Origin of the sequence: Acinetobacter gyllenbergii CIP 110306 = MTCC 11365 (assembly GCF_000413855.1) — a bacterium.
Taxonomy (GTDB): Bacteria; Pseudomonadota; Gammaproteobacteria; order Pseudomonadales; family Moraxellaceae; genus Acinetobacter; species Acinetobacter gyllenbergii.
On the sequence record NZ_ATGG01000054.1, the window covers coordinates 1 to 16,866 of the forward strand.

A 16,866-nucleotide genomic window follows, 5' to 3' on the forward strand; every position below is an offset into this window, starting at 1 on the left:
GCAGGACCTTCGGGTTTATCTGCTGCGATTAAAATTCGTCAATTAGCGATTGAAAACAACCTGCCTGATCTTTCTGTTTGTGTTGTTGAAAAAGGCTCTGAAGTAGGTGCGTATATCCTTTCTGATGTTGTACTTGAACCACGTACCATGAATGAATTCTTTCCAAACTGGAAAGAAGAAGGTGCTCCACTGAATGTCCCTATAGCGGGCGACGAAACATATTTCTTATTATCTGATAGTAAAGCACAAAAAATGCCGCATTGGATGGTACCGAAGTCAATGCACAACGATGGAAACTATGTGGTTTCCCTTGGTGACGCATTACAAAATATCACTTGGGTAACACTTGAAGGTGGAGGTGGTCCTAACTACCCAAACATGTAAATGGATGGATAGTTTTGCAGAGATTTAATTGCTCTATATCCCGAATAAGTTGAGGTATTTCTACTCTCGATTGTCATTTTTTAGGTAAGCTTAGTTCCTGCGGGAGCTAAGCTTAAAAAACAAATTGATAGGAACTTTCTAGAACAATCATGAAGGAAAAAATAATGAGCCGCGTAGAGTTTAACTGGAATGACCCTTTTTTAATTGAACAGCAACTGAACGAAGAAGAACGCATGATTCGTGATACAGCTCATGCATTCTGCCAAGATAAGTTAATGCCACGGGTGCTTGATCAATTCCGTCATGAAACAACCGATCCGCACATCTTTAGGGAAATGGGTGAATTAGGCCTGCTCGGACCCACCATCCCAGAACAATATGGCGGTGCAGGCTTAAATTATGTGAGTTATGGTCTGATTGCCCGTGAAATTGAACGTGTTGATTCGGGCTATCGTTCAATGGCCAGTGTGCAAAGCTCGTTGGTGATGGTGCCCATTCATGAATTCGGGACTGAGCAACAAAAGCAAAAATACTTGCCTAAATTGGCGACTGGTGAATGGATTGGCTGCTTTGGTCTAACCGAACCCGACCATGGTTCAGATCCAGGCAGTATGGCCTGTCGCGCTAAAAAAGTTGCAGGTGGCTACCATTTAACTGGCGCCAAGATGTGGATTACCAATAGTCCAATTGCGGATGTTTTTGTGGTGTGGGCCAAAGAAGTTTCGCCTGAAGGCAATGTCGGCCCAATCCGTGGTTTTATTTTAGAAAAAGGATGGCAAGGGCTTTCTGCACCTGCAATTCACGGCAAAGTCGGCTTAAGAGCGTCTATTACAGGTGAAATTGTGATGGATCAAGTCTTTGTTCCTGAAGAAAATGCATTTCCCGAAGTACGTGGCTTAAAAGGCCCTTTCACCTGCTTGAACAGTGCCCGTTATGGTATTGCTTGGGGCGCCATGGGAGCAGCTGAATTTTGCTGGCACACCGCACGCCAATACACACTGGATCGAAAGCAGTTTGGTAAGCCACTGGCTGCCAACCAACTGATTCAAAAAAAGTTGGCAGACATGCAAACAGAAATTGCGCTCGGCCTACAGCTTGCCCTTCGCTTTGGTCGAATGAAAGACGATGGTATTGCCTCAGTTGAAGCGACCTCTCTGATTAAACGCAATAACTGTGGCAAGGCCTTGGAGATTGCCCGTTTGGCGCGAGATATGTTAGGCGGAAACGGAATCAGTGATGAATTTGGCGTCGCCCGTCATCTGGTCAATCTTGAAGTTGTGAATACCTATGAAGGCACCCATGATGTGCATGCCTTGATCTTAGGCAGAGCCCAGACAGGACTCGCAGCGTTCTAAAGCGCTAAGTGACGACTAAAAATAAAACGGCGAGCATCGACGTTAGATAGCTCGCCCTATCGCATCTTGATCTTATCTAGGTCAATACTGGTACACTGATTAAATTGGGCGAAACGCTGTAATTCTCGTTCTAATGCAAGCAAAAACTCATCTCGATTTCGCATATTGGCATCTTCTAAATGCAAACTTATCACTTCTAATCTTTGTTCACGACGATGCACTTTACAGTCGATTCGTCCAACAAAATCATCTGCATAAAGCAACGGTAAGCAAAAATAACCATATTGTCGTTTGGCCGCAGGTACATAGCATTCAATGCGATAATCAAAGTCAAATAAGCAACTTAAACGTTCCCGATGAATCACCAGATTATCAAACGGAGATACGATTTTAACCTCCGCTTCGATCTTGGGTTTATGTTCCAACACGGCGCTGGCCACATAAACCGTTTGCCCACTTTCCAGCTTGATCAGATTGATCACGCCTGCATCAATCTGTTCGTCCAAGAGTTTACGCATGACGTCACGTAAATCTTTATTGGTTTTTAAATGCAGCAATTGCTTCCAGGTAAATACGCCATGGGTACGTATGGTGGTATCCAATAAATACTGTGCATATTCCTGTAAAGTCGGTGTGCTTACATCAATACCCTGCGGTATACAACGTTCAGTCAGGTCATACACCTTCTCCATGCCATTGCGTTCACAAATCATTAAATCGCCTTGCATGAATAGCTGTTCAATCGCCTTGCGACTCGGTCCAGCATTCCACCAGCCTGCTGATCCCTCCCGTTTTTCCTTCTGCATATTTCTGAGTCGGATTCTACCTTCGGCTTTCACCTGAGCCAGAATCTCATGCATCAGTTTCTGATCACCTCTTGAAAAATAACGGCTTTCTCCATTACGGATAGAATGCATTAACGGCATGGCATAGCGATAATCCCGCATCGGTAAATAGGATGCTGCATGGGCCCAATGTTCAAAAATCAGTTGATCTTGTACCAGTTGATTTAAATGACCCAATTGATAATTCGGCACTCGACTCCACAACACATGATGATGGGCACGTTCCACCACTGAAATGGTATCAATTTGCACATAACCCAGATGTTCAATGGCTTGTTGTGTACCAGATAAGCCCTCACCAAAGCTATTGTTTTTTTCTAAACCTTGATGAGATAAAGCCAAGCGTTTTAATAATGAAATCATAATATTGTCATTTAAATCATATTTTATCGATCAAGAGAGATGAAGCTGCAATAAATGCAGTTATTCAAATTAACACAATTATGCCAATCCCTTGTTTATTTTCCTTGTATATAAAAACGAGGCGCCACACCCAAAGAACGTTTAAAGGCTGCGGTAAAAGCACTGCTACTGCTATAACCCAACTCGATTGCGACGCGGGTAATGGATTGCCCCAATTCCATACGGGTCAACGCATTAAGTAAACAGGCTTGCTGGCGCCAGTTACTAAAGCTCATCCCCGTTTGCTGCCGAAAAATTCGTGTAAAATTACGGCGGCTCATCCCAACTTGCGCTGCAATTTGATCAAGATCATCGTCCAAGCTGGGTGCTTTTAGCAATTGCAGACATAAGGCAGCTAACCGTGGTTCTTGCGGTAAGGGCGCATTTAAAGGCAGTTCAGGCATTAGTGCAATTTCTGCAATGATTAATCGCATGAGATAATCATCTCGACTACCCAACACATATTCAACAGGTAAATCAACCCCGGTCGACAATAGCTCATGCAATAAGGGCGACACATTGATCACTGCGCAATAGGTTGGCAAGCCTACCGCATTTGCAGTTTCAGGGAGAATATAGGCACTACGGGTTTTGGTGATCCCGCCCATGTGTACTTCATGGTCAATCCCCGCTGGAATCCAAAGCGCACGTTTCGGTGGCACCACCCAACTACCAGTAGCGGTAATGACCGTTACAACCCCTGTAATCGCATACAGACATTGACCTCGACGATGGCGATGACTTGCCAGCAGATGGCCATCGGCATAATCATTACCCGTGGCCATTACATCACGCGCCACATCCTGATAATCATTGACCTGAATATTACGCATTGCCCTTCCTTAAAAATGGCCTGAACTCGACACTATCTGTCCCAAATATGATTGTGGGCCGATTTCTGTTCAGTTTAGGATAAAAACACTGAAAAACAAACCTCTTTCAGCAGCACCATTTCAAGCTGATATAACGTGTTGGAGCAATCATGGCAAGCAATACAGGCACTCTTGAGAATGCATTTCCGCAAGAGCAATTTCCCAGCAATGATCAACCGCAGAAATTCGTGTTACGTGTTGTCGGCGCAGTTGCTTTTGCCCATCTATTAAATGATTCAATTCAAGCCGTAGTCACTGCAAGTTATCCGATGTTAAAAGCCGAATTTTCTTTAAGTTTTGCTCAAATCGGCTGGATTGCCTTGGTCTATCAAATTACCGCATCCTTATTACAACCGTGGATTGGGCTATATACTGATAAACATCCAAAACCCTATTTATTGCCGATGGGTATGGCAGCCACACTCATCGGCATCGGCTTAATGGCGATTGCAGCAAGCTTTCACAGTTTGTTGTTTGCTGCCGCATTAATTGGGGTAGGCTCGTCAACTTTTCATCCTGAAGCCTCTCGCATCGCCCGTACCGCATCGGGTGGACGTTTTGGTACAGCACAATCGATGTTTCAGGTTGGCGGCAATACCGGTTCTGCGATTGGGCCATTAATGGCAGCTGCCGTGATTATTCCAAATGGACAAGGCGCTATTGGCCTCTTTGTTTTAGTTGCTGCTTTGGCGATTTTCGTTTTATTACGTGTCACCAAATGGGTGGTCAAGCAAGCACCTGTACAGCGTGCTGCCAGTCAACCCGCTATTTCTACCTTGACCCGTAAACAAGTGATTCAGGCCATGGCCGTGATTTGTGTGTTGATGTTTGCCAAATTTATCTATATCGCGGCCATTACCAATTATTTTACTTTCTATCTGATTGAACGTTTTAATGTTTCTATTCAAACCTCTCAGCTGTATCTATTTATATTTTTAGGCGCAGTGGCACTGGGTACTTTTGCAGGCGGCCCTGTGGGCGATCGGATTGGCCGTAAAGCTGTGATTTGGGTCTCCTTCTTGGGTGTTGCACCATTTGCCTTGATGTTGCCTTATGTTGGTCTTACTGGAACAGCGATCCTGGCAATTGTGATTGGTTTAGTGATGTCCTCTGCTTTCTCTGCCTTGGTGGTGTATGCTCAGGAAGCCGTGCCTGGTCGAGTTGGTATGGTTGCTGGCTTGATGTTTGGACTGATGTTCGGGATCGGCGGGATTGGGGCAGCGGGACTGGGGCATTTGGCCGATACCCATGGTATTGTTTGGGTCTATAAACTCTGTTCCTTCCTGCCACTCTTAGGTTTTATGACCGCATTCTTGCCGAATACCAAAAAATAATCCATTACTCAACAACTGCAGCATACTAACGGGCTTGATGCAGTTGTTTTGATACATCAACATGATCTTGTTTGCCTGCACGTTTAAGTGCTAGAATTTTAGCCATCGTTGGAACTTGCTAGATTCCTTCGTTTTCATTGTTACGATAAAAAAACCGCGAAAAATTGATGTTGATGTTTTTTCATTCGCGAAAAATATCACATCGACACATATCCCAATCATTAAGATTCGGTCAGCGTTCATCAGGGCTTGAGTTGTTATCAGGCATCGTTAACAGGTTCTCGCAGCATTGCTGTACCTGCTTTTTCGATAGGACGCTTTATGAATCGCTCTCTATTTATTATTTTTTCGACCATTGCTTTAGATGCGATTGGCATCGGACTAATTTTTCCAATCTTACCCGCCTTACTTCAAGACATTACGCATAGTCATCAGACTGCATTATACATTGGTCTGCTCGGCAGTCTCTATGCCGCCATGCAATTCCTCTTTTCACCTGTACTCGGTGCATTAAGTGACCGATTTGGACGGCGACCGATTCTGCTGCTGTCATTGGCAGGTTCAACCATCAACTACACGTTCTTGACCTTTTCACATAGTCTGGTGCTGCTATTGATCGGTCGAATCATTGCAGGCATGAGCAGTGCCAATATGTCAGTTGCTTCCGCCTATCTTGTCAATATAACCAAACCAGATCAACGTACCAAATACTTTGGGCTCATGAGCGCGATGTTTGGTGCAGGTTTTATTATTGGACCAATCCTTGGTGGTTTGCTGGGTGACTACTGGCTCAGACTGCCCTTTATCATCGCAGCCATTCTTTCAGGTCTCAATTTTTTACTGGCCTATTGGGTATTGCCTGAGTCAAAAACAGCCGAGCTCTCAAACAATCCTGTTTCGAGTCTGAATCCATTTAAAGCCTTTACCTCGCTTCGATCAATCCCGAATATACTTCCTTTAATTGCCACCTTTTTTATCTTGAGTGGCACAGGTGAAGCTTATGCAGTGTGCTGGGCGCTTTGGGGACATGCTACCTTTCAATGGAACGGTTTTTGGGTGGGTCTATCTTTAGCTGCTTTTGGTTTATCTCAAATGCTGGTTCAAGCCTTTATTCCTCAGCATACTTCCAAACGATTTGGAGATCGAAATACCGTCCTTATCGGAATAAGTTGCTCTTGTATTGCATTATTCATCATGGCTTTTGCTCAACAAGGCTGGATCATTTTTATCATCATGCCACTTTTCGCCTTAGGCAGTATCGGTACCCCATCATTACAAGCCTTGGCTTCGCAAAAAGTTTCACCAGAACAACAAGGTCAATTTCAAGGCATTATTGCCTCTACAATCAGCTTGGCCTCCATGTTTGCTCCTCTACTATTTTCCACCCTGTATTTTCAATTTCAATCCAAATGGCCGGGTGCAATCTGGCTGAGTGTGGTCATGATTTATCTACTTGCGCTGCCTATTCTGATTCGTAGCCTCAAACCAAATATGCAACCTTCAAAATGACAAAAACGTAATTTTCATGTCGTTCATAAGTACTGATGCAGCTTGGATAATAAACCATGAAAGCTGATGACGCCAATTGCATCATCAGTCCCACATCATGCTTTAAAAGAGGATAAAAAATGAGTTTTGTGCAAAACAGTAAAACCATGTTGCGCAACCTGATCATCGGTACAACCCTAACGATTGCTACATCAACCGCTTTTGCTCATGTCAGCTTGATCAGTGCTACACCCGCTGCAAATACCATAGTTTCAACCCAACCTAAAAATCTTAACCTTAATTTTGGTGATGAGGTGATGTTAATGAAGATTCAAGTTTTAGATGAACAACGCCGAGAGCTTCCATTGAATTACAAGGTCAGCCATGACCTGAAAAAAACCTTTGATATTGCCATCCCTACACTGAAAAAAGGTAAATACACCGTACTTTGGAGCACCATGGGCAAAGATGGACACAACATGAACGGTGAATATAGTTTTACTTTGAAATAAGCCAAATCAAACTTGGAATAGATGAGCAACTTGCCAATCTCATCCCTTGACCAGTTGCTCGGGGTTAGGAATAAAAATGATGCCTGAATATTGGATATTCGCCGCTTGGATAATAAAAATTAGCCTATATTTAAGTACTGCTTTTGTCATTGGAGGTGCATTCTGTTATTTCCTCCTCGGACACTATGCTGAAATTAAAAAAGGGATGGTCAATTACATCAGCATTGGGGCCGCCCTTGGTTTTATGTCCAGTACGCTGGGTTTCTTGTTTTTAGTTGGAAGCTTTGCCAATACAGGCCTGCTCGGCATGTTTGACTGGAACTATATCAACATTCTGATCAACACTGCGACCGGACATGCCCATCTGCTTCGTATGATCAGCTTTGCGTTACTGCTGGCGTTGCTGATTTTTAAACTCAAAATGCACAGAACAGAAATTACTCTTTTTGAAAAATGCATTTGGCCAATCCCAATATTTCTGATCGCCTATAGTTTTTCTCAACTCGGCCATGTCACCAATCTCCCCACTTTCGCCCAGCTTTTATTGACGATCCATGTGCTTTTAATGTCTGTTTGGATGGGGTCGCTCTACCCGCTTTGGAAAACCAGCCACATGATCAGTGGGCTATCGTTAAAACAATCTATGCATTTATTTGGACAGATTGCCGCATTTATCGTCGGTATTCTGATTGCATGCGGTATCACTATTGCACTACTCCTGTTTAAAGATTTTGATGTGCTCAGCGCCACACCTTATGGACAAGGTTTTATCATTAAGCTTGTCTTGGTTATCGGCATTTTACTGTTGGCCGCTTTTAACAAATGGTACTTTAGCCCACGTTTACAACAGGCTAAATTTGCCAAACAACTCGGCTATGCCATTTTGTTTGAAATGTCACTCGGTTTCATGATTTTAATGACCACTGCCTATATTACGACTGTTGTCGGAATTGAATAAAATCACAAGGAACTGCTATTCGATGTGAATCATGGCTATTTGAATAAAGCCCTGATTCACTCGAGTGCGTTAAACCGGCATGCTGTCATGTTTAACATGTCGTGTGATCCACCAAAATAATAAAGCCATGATGCTGATGCAGGCGCCGAGTACACACACCCCTTGCCATCCTGCTCGTGCATACGTCAGGGTACTACTAATCGCTCCCAAACCACTCCCAGCCGCATAAAACAGCATATACAGTCCAACCAAGCGACTTTGATTGTCTTGTTGGGTTTGGAAAATCATGCTTTGATTGGTGACATGTAAAGCTTGCCCACCCAAATCCAGCAATAAAATACCAATGATTAACGCAGCAATGGAATATTCAATTTGAGCGAATGCAACCCAAGACAACAATATAATCAACAAGGCAAAGCCACTGGTTCTTTGCGCAAAACCTTGATCTGCCCATTGCCCAGCTTTTGTCGCCATCAAAGCACCGAGTACCCCAACCAAGCCAAATGCACCAATCGCGGTATGAGAATAATGATATGGCGCTGAGCTCAATAATAAGACCAAGGCACTCCAAAAAATATTAAAAGCGGCAAACATCAGCAGTGCCAATAGACCACGTATTTGTAATATCTTATTGTGACAAAGCAAGCTCAACATCGACCCAAGCAACCGTGGATAGCTTAGCCTATACTGTCGATTCGCAAGCACAGGCAGAGATTTCCAAAGCGGCATGGCAATCACCAACATAAGCATTGCTGCACAGAAATAAACGTTTCGCCAACCCGCAACATCACTGATTGCTCCAGCAAATACACGCGCCAACAGCAAGCCAATAAATACACCACTTTGTGCTGTACCGACGACATAACCACGCTCATGCAAATCCGCCACGCTTGCCGCATAGGCAATCAGTCCCTGCGTCATCGCAGTCCCTAACAAGCCTACAGCAAACATACTGGCGAATAGACTCAAAGTCGTCTTGGTGATGCTGACGGCAATCAAAGCAGCACAGAGCGCCAAAAGCTGAAATAACGTCAAACGACGCCGATTGATTCGATCACCCAATGGCACCAACAAGAACAACGCCACAGCACAGCCAATTTGTGTCACTAAAATCACACTACCAACAGCGGCATAACTGATGGCTAAATCCCGAGCAATCGCATCGAGCAATGGCTGAACATAATAGACATTGGCAACACTAAGCCCGCTTGCAATGGCAAACAAAAACACCAAACTGGTCGGCAATTTTTTTGACTGAATTAAAAGATGTTTTTCCTTTTTAGATAAAGAAGACCTACAGGGAATATTCATATATACACCCAAACTAGTTTCAAATTAAAACTAGTTGAATCCTAATTGATCTAGTTTTAAAATGCAACTAGGTCAATCTTAATCTGCTGAGAATGTGATGCCAAACCCTAAAATTTCGAGTCCAGAATTCTGCCCCGTTGCACGGAGTGTTGAAGTGATTGGAGATCGTTGGTCACTTCTGATTGTGCGCGATATTATGGATGGGCTATACCGCTTTGGTGATCTACAACGAAACTTAAATGTGGCACGCAATATTCTCTCAGACAGACTACATAAATTAATTGCTGCTGGGATTCTGCAAACACGCGCTGCTTCCGATGGCACAAGCTATCAAGAATATATTCTGACGGACAAAGGCGAACAGCTGTTTCCAATCGTGGTGGCATTACGCCAATGGGGGGAACAATATCTATTTGGGGAAAATGAAACTCATTCTGTCCTGATTGAAAAAACAACAAGGCAGCCTGTTCCCTTGATGATCCCCATCTCCAATGAGGGCACTGTATTGAGCACAGCAAGCACTGAAGTATTAAAGGTCAATCCATTGAGCGAATAAAATAAATGTAAAAAATTTATGCTTTCTTTACGCACAATTTACAATAATTTTATTATTTATCAATCAATTAAATCATAATATTCATAACATCTCAATTAACTCATCATTTAGGGATGTCATGAAAACTTTGCATCATATATTACTTTTAACGACAACGTTCTGCTCAAGCTATGCTTTGGCAACCGATCAAACCGCTGCAGCAAATTTCAGTCTGAGTGGGAATGTTGCTTTGGCGAGTGACTATCGCTGGCGTGGGCAAACGCAGACTAAAAATGATGCGACATTACAAGGAAACTTTGTTGTAAACCATTCCTCTGGATTTTATGCCGCGGCATTTGCATCAAATGTCGATTTCGGTGATGAAGCGCACTTAGAACTTGACCCCTCACTTGGTTATACAGCGCCAATCACATTCGGGAAATTCCAGCCCACCGTTGATATCGGTATGCTACGCTATCATTATGTCGGTAAAAGTGATTTAAATTATAACGAATACTATCTCAAGCTGATCATCAATAGCGCTTTGAACGATGGTGATCGCTTTACACCAAGTATCAGTTATACCCCTCAATACGGCGGAAAAGCCACTCGCCAAAACGTCGGTGAAAATGTCAAAAATTGGTATTTCAATCTTTTATATACGACGCCGATCGCACAAACCAACTTTGCTGCAGTTGCAAGCTTAGGCTATTCCAAAGCAAGCCGAGAAATTTATGGCGGAGATCCTAAAGATCATTTCTTCGATTGGAAAATTGCAGCGAATTATAATTATAGACCGATGAACTTAACTGCTGAACTAGTTGCGATTGGAACTGACCTAGATCACACAGGTTATTCCGATAGCAATCAAAAAGGTGTTAAAACCGCCGCAGTGTTTAGTCTGACCAAGTCCTTTTAGATTAAAATGAAGTACAGCAAGCACGAATACACTTTATCGCTTGCTGTATAAGATCGCATTTATTTGACTGATTCGTTCTAACTGGATTTACGCTGAAACCCTTGTTGCGCCAATAACTGAGCCCGTGTTTCATAATCTACAACTTCAAGCACCTGATGCAATAACCACATATAGCCAAAAGGGTCTTTAAACATGGCATTTTTAATGCCCATTTTAGGCATATGTTGTACCGCCTGAACCAGTGCGGCACCTGCATCCACAGCCTGCTGCAAGGTCTTTTCAATATCCGTGACGGTAATATTAAACCAGATTGGGATATAGCTCTCAGGAGTAGGCGCCAATAATTGGAAATCTGGGTTTTCATCCAGCATATGGAAATGGACACCATGAATACTGATAATCACACTATTTTGTCCAAGCACAAAATCACCGACTTCAATTCTTTCAACCTCAAAAACCTGCTCATAAAACGCCAATGCCGCCATGGTATCTTTGACAATAAAATCAATTTCTGTACTTTGCATTTGATCTATTCCCTTTGTTTTATTCATTCTAAAGGGCGGATTTTATGATCACTGTCTTTACTTTGTAAGCTAAGTAAATGCTCTGCGATAAAAAGGCGAAGCAAGATTTAATCTCGCCTCGCCTTTTTCTTTAGCTGTACTGATTATTCAATAATTAAATCTTTGGCAGGAATACCATCGCCATAGACTGGCTTTAAGGTTTTTTCATAAGCCTGATGAATCACGCCTTCTTTGGCTAGCTTTTGCAAATCTTGATTTAACCAATCCAACAATTCTTGATTACCCTTTTGTACTGCAGGTGCAATCAGATCCTGCTTGCCAAGATTAGTGATACCCACAGTATAGTTTGGATTTTCTTTTGCCCAAGCTAAGACTAAAAGATTGTCATGTGCCAAAGCTGCACCACGACCATCTTTTAAAGCATCAAACGTTTCGGTATTTTGTTCATACTTTTGCAGTTTGATTTCAGGATGCTGTTTACTAAAGAAAGAATCCGCTGTGGTGCCTTTATTCACTAATAAGGTTTGATCTTTTAACTGAGCAATATCAGTAATTGGCTTATCTTTAGGAGAGACCACACCTAAAGCGACTTTTAGATAGGGTTTGGCAAAATCCACCACTTGCTCACGTTCAGGTGTCACGGTGAAATTGGCAAAAATAATATCCACCTTATTGGCTTTCAGATATTCAACACGGTTGGCCGCTTCCGTCAGTACAAACTGAACCTTGTTTTCATCGCCCAATAAATCTTTGGCCACATGCTTGGCAATTTCCACATCAAAGCCCTGATTTTTACCTTGTGCATCCAGATAACCAAACGGCGGCTTATCACTAAATACCCCGATACGAACCACACCATTTTTTTTGATCTGTTCAATACTGGAGACCTGTGCCGAAGTATCCGCTGTTTTTTCCGTGGACTGTGGATTTTTATTACATGCCGTCAGTCCCAAACTGAATACGGAAGCCAGTAATAATTTTTGTAGATTTGAAAATGTTATTGTTTGCATAAGTTCACCTATTTTTTAACCTTATAAAAATCTGTTATTGCTTGGGGATATCGACATCCAAAAAGATATTCGGATTCACTGTTTCGCCATAAATCGGCTTCAAGGTTTGGTCATAAATCTTTTGAACCTCACCTGTCGTTCTAAGCTGTTTAATTTCATCATTGAGCAAGTGCAGTAATTGGCTATTGCCCTTCTTCACGCCTGCTGCGATAAAATCTTGATTACCAATCTGAGGAATGCCTGCCACATAATTCGGGTTTTTCGCTGCCCATGCCAAAGCATAGGTGCTGTCTTGGGAGATGGCGTCCCCCCGACCATCAATCAATGCGTTAAAGGCATCGGTATTTTGTCCAAATTTCAACAATTTGACTTTGGGATAGTTTTTACTGAAATAGATCTCCGAGCTTGAGCCCTTATTTACAATTAAGGTTTTGCCTTCCAGCGCTTTTACATTCGTAATGGCTTTGGCTTTGGGTGAGACAATTCCTAAGGATGCTTTTAAATAAGGTTCGGAAAAATCAACCACCTGTTGCCGTTCTGGTGTCACTGAAAAACTGGCAAAAACCACATCAACTTTTCCTGATTTTAGAAACTCAACCCGATTAGCCGCTTCCGCGATCACAAACTGAATTTTATGTTCATCGCCAAGCAGATCTTGAGTGACACGCTTAGCCAGTGCCACATCAAAGCCCTGATTTTTGCCTGCACTATCGACATAGCCAAACGGTGGATTGTCCGCGAATACACCAACCCGCAATACACCATTTTCCCGAATCTGTTCCAGTGAAGTATCTTGTGCCGTATTTTTGGGTTCAGAGGAAGCGGGTTGATTACAGCCCGTCAACACGCCTGCCATCAGTACACAAGTAATGCTCAGACCAAACATTTTTATTTTTAAAGAATGGTCATATTGCCCAACTGCTAAATTCAATCTCATAAAGTCCTCTTATCGTTTTTAATAATTCAAAATATTGAGAAAGGTTCTCGCGCGTTCTGTCTGTGGATGCTGAAAAAATGCTTCTGGCGAGCTTTGTTCAATGATCTTGCCCTTATCCATAAAAATAATGCGATCCGCCACTTTGCGGGCAAAGCCCATTTCATGGGTGACAATCAACATGGTCATGCCTTCCTGCGCCAGTTTCAGCACCACATCTAGGACTTCCCGCACCATTTCAGGGTCAAGCGCTGCGGTAATTTCATCCAGTAAAATCACTTTCGGTTGCATCACCAACGCACGGACGATGGCAATTCGCTGCTTCTGACCACCTGATAAATTGGAGGGATAATCGTATTTACGATCGAGCAAACCTACCCGCTGCAACAATTGATCGGCCAATTGCTCCACTTCCGCACGTAGGCGTTTTTGCGCTTTTAACGGACCAAGCAAAATGTTATCAATCACATTCATATGCTTGAATAATTCATAGTTCTGGAACACCATGCCGATCTGCTGGCGCACGTTATCCCATGGCAAATCCTGCCCTAGCACACCAACATCTTTGAGATGGATCTCACCGTCTTGTATCGGTTCCAGCCCATTGATACAACGTAACAAGGTACTTTTTCCACAACCGGATGGCCCCAAAATCACCACCACTTCACCTTGTTGCACCTCTAGGTCAATGCCATGCAAAATATGACTTTGTTTATAAAACTTGTGTAAATGCTGTATCGATAACAAAGTCATGCGTTCTCCCACACTTTTTCTAAATGCGCTGCTAAAAGCGATAATGGATAACAAATCAGGAAATAAAGAATAAAGATGAAACCGTAAATCCACAGCGATGCGCTGGGTACCGTCAATAATGAATTTTCAATAATCTGCTGCCCCACTTTCAGGACTTCCACCATCCCGATCAGTACGGCTAATGAACTGGTTTTAATCATGCGGGTAAACAGATTTAATGCGCCAGGTGTTACCCGTTTTAAGCTTTGTGGGAAAATCACATAAACTAAGGCCTGTATATGAGTGAGTCCTACTGCATAGGCAGAATCCCGTTGATGTTGATCAATCGAGGTGATCGAAGCGCGAACCAGATCGCCCATTTCCGCAGTTCCCCATAGGGTAAATACAAAAATACAGACCCAAAACGATGACAACTGCCAGTTAAACCATGTCGCAAAACCAAAATAAAAAACGAATAAAAGGACGAGGATGGGTACAATCCGTATGGTTTCCAGATAGAAACGGCATAGGATTTTAACCATCATATTTTTTGAGGTCATGATCACCCCAAAAATTGTCCCGAAAATGGCAGATAAAAATACGGACAGAAAGGCAATTTCAATGGTTTGCAACAAGCCATACAGTAAACGTTCGATATGGCTCGGTTGAAATAAATACTCAAGTCCCATGGCTCACCTTCCGACTGCGGTATTCTAAATAACTTGTTAAAGCTGATACAGGTAACAAGATGATCAGATAGGCCATGATTAATAGGAATAGCGCTTCTGTGGTTTTGTAATCCATGCCAATCAAATCTTTGGTCACAAACAGGAGTTCCACCACGGCAATGGCACTCAAGATCGAGCTTTCTTTAATTAGAAATAAGCAGTTCGCACCAATCGCTGGAATAGACAATGATAATGCCTGCGGAAATACCACATACTGAAAAACTTGCACGGCGTTTAATCCTACGCTTCGAGCAGAATCAATTTGCCCTTGAGCAACAGACTGTAGCCCTGCACGAAAGGCTTCTGCCATATAGCTGCCACCTAGAAAAGTCAGACCAATCACACCGCAGGTAAATCCATCGAGTTTGATGCCTATCTTGGGCAAACCGTAGTAGAGAAAAAACAGTTGAATGAGCAAGGGCGTATTGCGGGAAACCTCGATATAGACTTTGACAATTTTATCCAGTACTCGAACCTGATAGGTACTGATTACGCTACAGATCAGCCCAAGCAAAATAGATAACACAATACCAATAGAGGAGATTTTTAAGGTCATAAGGGTTGCCGCATAGAACTGCGGCAGCACACTCTGTATATACTGCCAATCCAAAGAAAACATCCGAATAAAAAATTGATTCTTTTGATAAATACGTTGTTGTTATTTATCTTTGGATGAGTCTATACTGATTGAAATTTCACATGAAATATTATTATTTGCTAAGCTTTGCTGAAATTTGGATGATGAAGATGCCGGTAAGTCTCACCTGTGTTGACTGATTAAAACTCAACTAACATAATACCCTCAAAAATTTAAAAATTAATATTCAAAGTCACATATATACCCCTCATTGTTATTTTCACTTTTTTTCTTACATAACACTTTTATCGTATTTGACCTCGTCACAAGACTATATAAATTATTATCATTTAACTCAATGTACTTATTAAAAAGCTCTGGAAGAGTGCTACTATCCATAAAATATAAATTAAAGGCAATCTGGTTTGCTGTCGTTTCGGGGATATCCAACGCATATTCTAATTTATATGTATCATGCTTATTAAAACGAGCAAATAAACCAATATGTTCAGCTTTAGGAATATATACACTTGGGCTATGTGGACCTTTCCTTTTTTCAGGCCACCACTTAGGTAAAACCTGAACAACCTTTCCACCCTCATCAGTCAAATAAACTTTTTTTTCGCTGTAAATTGACTTTAAGTCAAATCTTGGAATATACCAATCTCTATGGCTATTTGTTAATACAACATCCAGTTTGAGTTTAAAAGGATCAACTTGTTCTACTCTCGCTTTTGCCTCAATGACAGGTTGAAAAACATCCAAACGATCATGATTTTTTGATAAGTTATCTTTATTAAAGTATGAAAAAAAATCATTTTGAGATGCTGTATCTTCAACCTTTATTGGTTCAGGTAAATTTTTAATTTTATTTGAATAAAAATATTCTTTTGCTATAGACTGATCCATAAAAAAACTCCAGATAATAATGACATATAATATTCTTCGCATTAAATCCCCCTATATTGTATCGTTGGTCTTGAGGTTTCCATCACTTCAGAAAAGAACTCAGCATAGCTATCAGAGTTTGCCAAGGTTGCAGAAGGTATATCAAAAGCGAGTTTTTTACACTCACTCAGACCCTATGCACCAAAACTAATTATAGTGCTGTTAATATCAATATAATCAACATGTATATCATTCAAATATTTATAATTTACATCTAGACCATACATACTTGAAAGAATGGATGCATTTTTGATTGCGCCATTTTTTATAGCGATGATAGCGAATGCTTCGACGTTCAAGCGCCTTAAATTGTGCATTATCATCAATTAAACGTAATTTTTGTGGCTCAATACTTTGATTTTGACTCGAGACAATATAATTCGATTCATCAATTAAAAAGTTAATCGACTCTTCGCGTAAAATTCTGGTTAAATAGGCATAATCACTTTCATTCGATTGCATTGAGAAAGGACGAATATCGTAGTTTTTGCTTAAACC

At 41.9% G+C, this 16,866-nt stretch carries 17 protein-coding genes and 2 pseudogenes; 8 read left to right on the forward strand and 11 right to left on the reverse strand.

The window, feature by feature from the left end; genetic code table 11:
• Nucleotides 1–327, forward strand: a pseudogene (locus F957_RS01575) (NAD(P)/FAD-dependent oxidoreductase); the annotation flags it as partial.
• A gap of 221 nt (nucleotides 328–548) precedes the next feature.
• Complete coding sequence (locus F957_RS01570) at nucleotides 549–1,739, forward strand: acyl-CoA dehydrogenase (protein ID WP_016541016.1); 1,191 nt, start codon at nucleotides 549–551, stop codon at nucleotides 1,737–1,739.
• A 56-nt stretch (nucleotides 1,740–1,795) separates the two neighbouring features.
• Here the strand turns inward: F957_RS01570 and F957_RS01565 are convergent, their stop codons facing one another.
• Together F957_RS01565 and F957_RS01560 are read right to left on the reverse strand one after the other, a co-directional pair.
• The gene (locus F957_RS01565) at nucleotides 1,796–2,947 is read right to left on the reverse strand and encodes a winged helix-turn-helix domain-containing protein (protein ID WP_016541015.1); all 1,152 of its coding nucleotides are present in this window, start codon (nucleotides 2,945–2,947) and stop codon (nucleotides 1,796–1,798) included.
• 95 nt (nucleotides 2,948–3,042) lie between these two features.
• Nucleotides 3,043–3,819, reverse strand: a complete 777-nt coding sequence (locus tag F957_RS01560; RefSeq protein ID WP_016541014.1) for an AraC family transcriptional regulator — start codon at nucleotides 3,817–3,819, stop codon at nucleotides 3,043–3,045.
• A 149-nt stretch (nucleotides 3,820–3,968) separates the two neighbouring features.
• Between F957_RS01560 and F957_RS01555 the strand changes: the two genes are divergently transcribed.
• The 4 genes from F957_RS01555 to F957_RS01540 all read left to right on the forward strand — a co-directional run bounded on the left by F957_RS01555 (nucleotide 3,969) and on the right by F957_RS01540 (nucleotide 8,150).
• Nucleotides 3,969–5,192 (forward strand): MFS transporter, encoded by a 1,224-nt coding sequence (locus tag F957_RS01555; protein WP_016541013.1) that lies wholly within the window; start codon nucleotides 3,969–3,971, stop codon nucleotides 5,190–5,192.
• Nucleotides 5,193–5,513: 321 nt separating this feature from the next.
• Nucleotides 5,514–6,701: a TCR/Tet family MFS transporter gene (locus F957_RS01550; RefSeq protein ID WP_016541012.1), complete on the forward strand. Its 1,188-nt coding sequence runs from the start codon at nucleotides 5,514–5,516 to the stop codon at nucleotides 6,699–6,701.
• A gap of 119 nt (nucleotides 6,702–6,820) precedes the next feature.
• Complete coding sequence (locus tag F957_RS01545) at nucleotides 6,821–7,192, forward strand: copper resistance CopC family protein (RefSeq protein WP_016541011.1); 372 nt, start codon at nucleotides 6,821–6,823, stop codon at nucleotides 7,190–7,192.
• A 76-nt stretch (nucleotides 7,193–7,268) separates the two neighbouring features.
• On the forward strand, nucleotides 7,269–8,150 hold the full coding sequence (locus F957_RS01540; RefSeq protein ID WP_016541010.1) for a copper resistance D family protein: 882 nt from the start codon (nucleotides 7,269–7,271) through the stop codon (nucleotides 8,148–8,150).
• A 69-nt stretch (nucleotides 8,151–8,219) separates the two neighbouring features.
• Here the strand turns inward: F957_RS01540 and F957_RS01535 are convergent, their stop codons facing one another.
• Nucleotides 8,220–9,461, reverse strand: coding sequence for an MFS transporter (locus tag F957_RS01535; RefSeq protein WP_016541009.1), 1,242 nt, complete (start codon nucleotides 9,459–9,461; stop codon nucleotides 8,220–8,222).
• 97 nt (nucleotides 9,462–9,558) lie between these two features.
• Here F957_RS01535 and F957_RS01530 point away from each other — a divergent pair, with 97 nt between their 5' ends.
• Both F957_RS01530 and F957_RS01525 read left to right on the forward strand, forming a co-directional pair.
• The gene (locus tag F957_RS01530) at nucleotides 9,559–10,017 is read left to right on the forward strand and encodes a winged helix-turn-helix transcriptional regulator (protein WP_016541008.1); all 459 of its coding nucleotides are present in this window, start codon (nucleotides 9,559–9,561) and stop codon (nucleotides 10,015–10,017) included.
• 118 nt (nucleotides 10,018–10,135) lie between these two features.
• The gene (locus tag F957_RS01525; protein WP_016541007.1) at nucleotides 10,136–10,915 is read left to right on the forward strand and encodes a TorF family putative porin; all 780 of its coding nucleotides are present in this window, start codon (nucleotides 10,136–10,138) and stop codon (nucleotides 10,913–10,915) included.
• Between the two features lie 77 nt (nucleotides 10,916–10,992).
• On the opposite strand, the gene F957_RS01520 is transcribed toward F957_RS01525, so the two are convergent.
• From F957_RS01520 to F957_RS01485, 8 genes and pseudogenes are all read right to left on the reverse strand, one after another.
• Nucleotides 10,993–11,439 (reverse strand): VOC family protein, encoded by a 447-nt coding sequence (locus F957_RS01520; protein WP_016541006.1) that lies wholly within the window; start codon nucleotides 11,437–11,439, stop codon nucleotides 10,993–10,995.
• Between the two features lie 143 nt (nucleotides 11,440–11,582).
• The gene (locus tag F957_RS01515) at nucleotides 11,583–12,449 is read right to left on the reverse strand and encodes a cysteine ABC transporter substrate-binding protein (protein ID WP_016541005.1); all 867 of its coding nucleotides are present in this window, start codon (nucleotides 12,447–12,449) and stop codon (nucleotides 11,583–11,585) included.
• A gap of 34 nt (nucleotides 12,450–12,483) precedes the next feature.
• Nucleotides 12,484–13,386, reverse strand: a complete 903-nt coding sequence (locus F957_RS01510) for a transporter substrate-binding domain-containing protein (protein WP_016541004.1) — start codon at nucleotides 13,384–13,386, stop codon at nucleotides 12,484–12,486.
• Nucleotides 13,387–13,404: 18 nt separating this feature from the next.
• On the reverse strand, nucleotides 13,405–14,136 hold the full coding sequence (locus F957_RS01505) for an amino acid ABC transporter ATP-binding protein (protein ID WP_016541003.1): 732 nt from the start codon (nucleotides 14,134–14,136) through the stop codon (nucleotides 13,405–13,407).
• A complete protein-coding gene (locus F957_RS01500; protein WP_016660654.1) occupies nucleotides 14,133–14,804 on the reverse strand; it encodes an amino acid ABC transporter permease in 672 nt (223 codons plus the stop codon). The genes F957_RS01505 and F957_RS01500 overlap by 4 nt, the downstream gene beginning before the upstream one ends.
• Nucleotides 14,794–15,453: an amino acid ABC transporter permease gene (locus F957_RS01495; RefSeq protein WP_032860679.1), complete on the reverse strand. Its 660-nt coding sequence runs from the start codon at nucleotides 15,451–15,453 to the stop codon at nucleotides 14,794–14,796. Before F957_RS01495 ends, F957_RS01500 begins: the two co-directional genes overlap by 11 nt.
• 207 nt (nucleotides 15,454–15,660) lie before the next feature.
• A complete protein-coding gene (locus F957_RS01490) occupies nucleotides 15,661–16,329 on the reverse strand; it encodes a hypothetical protein (RefSeq protein ID WP_016660656.1) in 669 nt (222 codons plus the stop codon).
• Nucleotides 16,330–16,599: 270 nt separating this feature from the next.
• Nucleotides 16,600–16,866 (reverse strand): annotated as a pseudogene (locus F957_RS01485) (contractile injection system protein, VgrG/Pvc8 family); the annotation flags it as partial.

Coding starts and splice junctions, on each gene's coding strand:
- F957_RS01570 (WP_016541016.1), top strand. CDS start 549: ATGAGCCGCGTAGAGTTTAACTGGAATGACCCTTTTTTAATTGAACAG.
- F957_RS01565 (WP_016541015.1), bottom strand. CDS start 2,947: ATGATTTCATTATTAAAACGCTTGGCTTTATCTCATCAAGGTTTAGAA.
- F957_RS01560 (WP_016541014.1), bottom strand. CDS start 3,819: ATGCGTAATATTCAGGTCAATGATTATCAGGATGTGGCGCGTGATGTA.
- F957_RS01555 (WP_016541013.1), top strand. CDS start 3,969: ATGGCAAGCAATACAGGCACTCTTGAGAATGCATTTCCGCAAGAGCAA.
- F957_RS01550 (WP_016541012.1), top strand. CDS start 5,514: ATGAATCGCTCTCTATTTATTATTTTTTCGACCATTGCTTTAGATGCG.
- F957_RS01545 (WP_016541011.1), top strand. CDS start 6,821: ATGAGTTTTGTGCAAAACAGTAAAACCATGTTGCGCAACCTGATCATC.
- F957_RS01540 (WP_016541010.1), top strand. CDS start 7,269: ATGATGCCTGAATATTGGATATTCGCCGCTTGGATAATAAAAATTAGC.
- F957_RS01535 (WP_016541009.1), bottom strand. CDS start 9,461: ATGAATATTCCCTGTAGGTCTTCTTTATCTAAAAAGGAAAAACATCTT.
- F957_RS01530 (WP_016541008.1), top strand. CDS start 9,559: ATGCCAAACCCTAAAATTTCGAGTCCAGAATTCTGCCCCGTTGCACGG.
- F957_RS01525 (WP_016541007.1), top strand. CDS start 10,136: ATGAAAACTTTGCATCATATATTACTTTTAACGACAACGTTCTGCTCA.
- F957_RS01520 (WP_016541006.1), bottom strand. CDS start 11,439: ATGCAAAGTACAGAAATTGATTTTATTGTCAAAGATACCATGGCGGCA.
- F957_RS01515 (WP_016541005.1), bottom strand. CDS start 12,449: ATGCAAACAATAACATTTTCAAATCTACAAAAATTATTACTGGCTTCC.
- F957_RS01510 (WP_016541004.1), bottom strand. CDS start 13,386: ATGAGATTGAATTTAGCAGTTGGGCAATATGACCATTCTTTAAAAATA.
- F957_RS01505 (WP_016541003.1), bottom strand. CDS start 14,136: ATGACTTTGTTATCGATACAGCATTTACACAAGTTTTATAAACAAAGT.
- F957_RS01500 (WP_016660654.1), bottom strand. CDS start 14,804: ATGGGACTTGAGTATTTATTTCAACCGAGCCATATCGAACGTTTACTG.
- F957_RS01490 (WP_016660656.1), bottom strand. CDS start 16,329: ATGGATCAGTCTATAGCAAAAGAATATTTTTATTCAAATAAAATTAAA.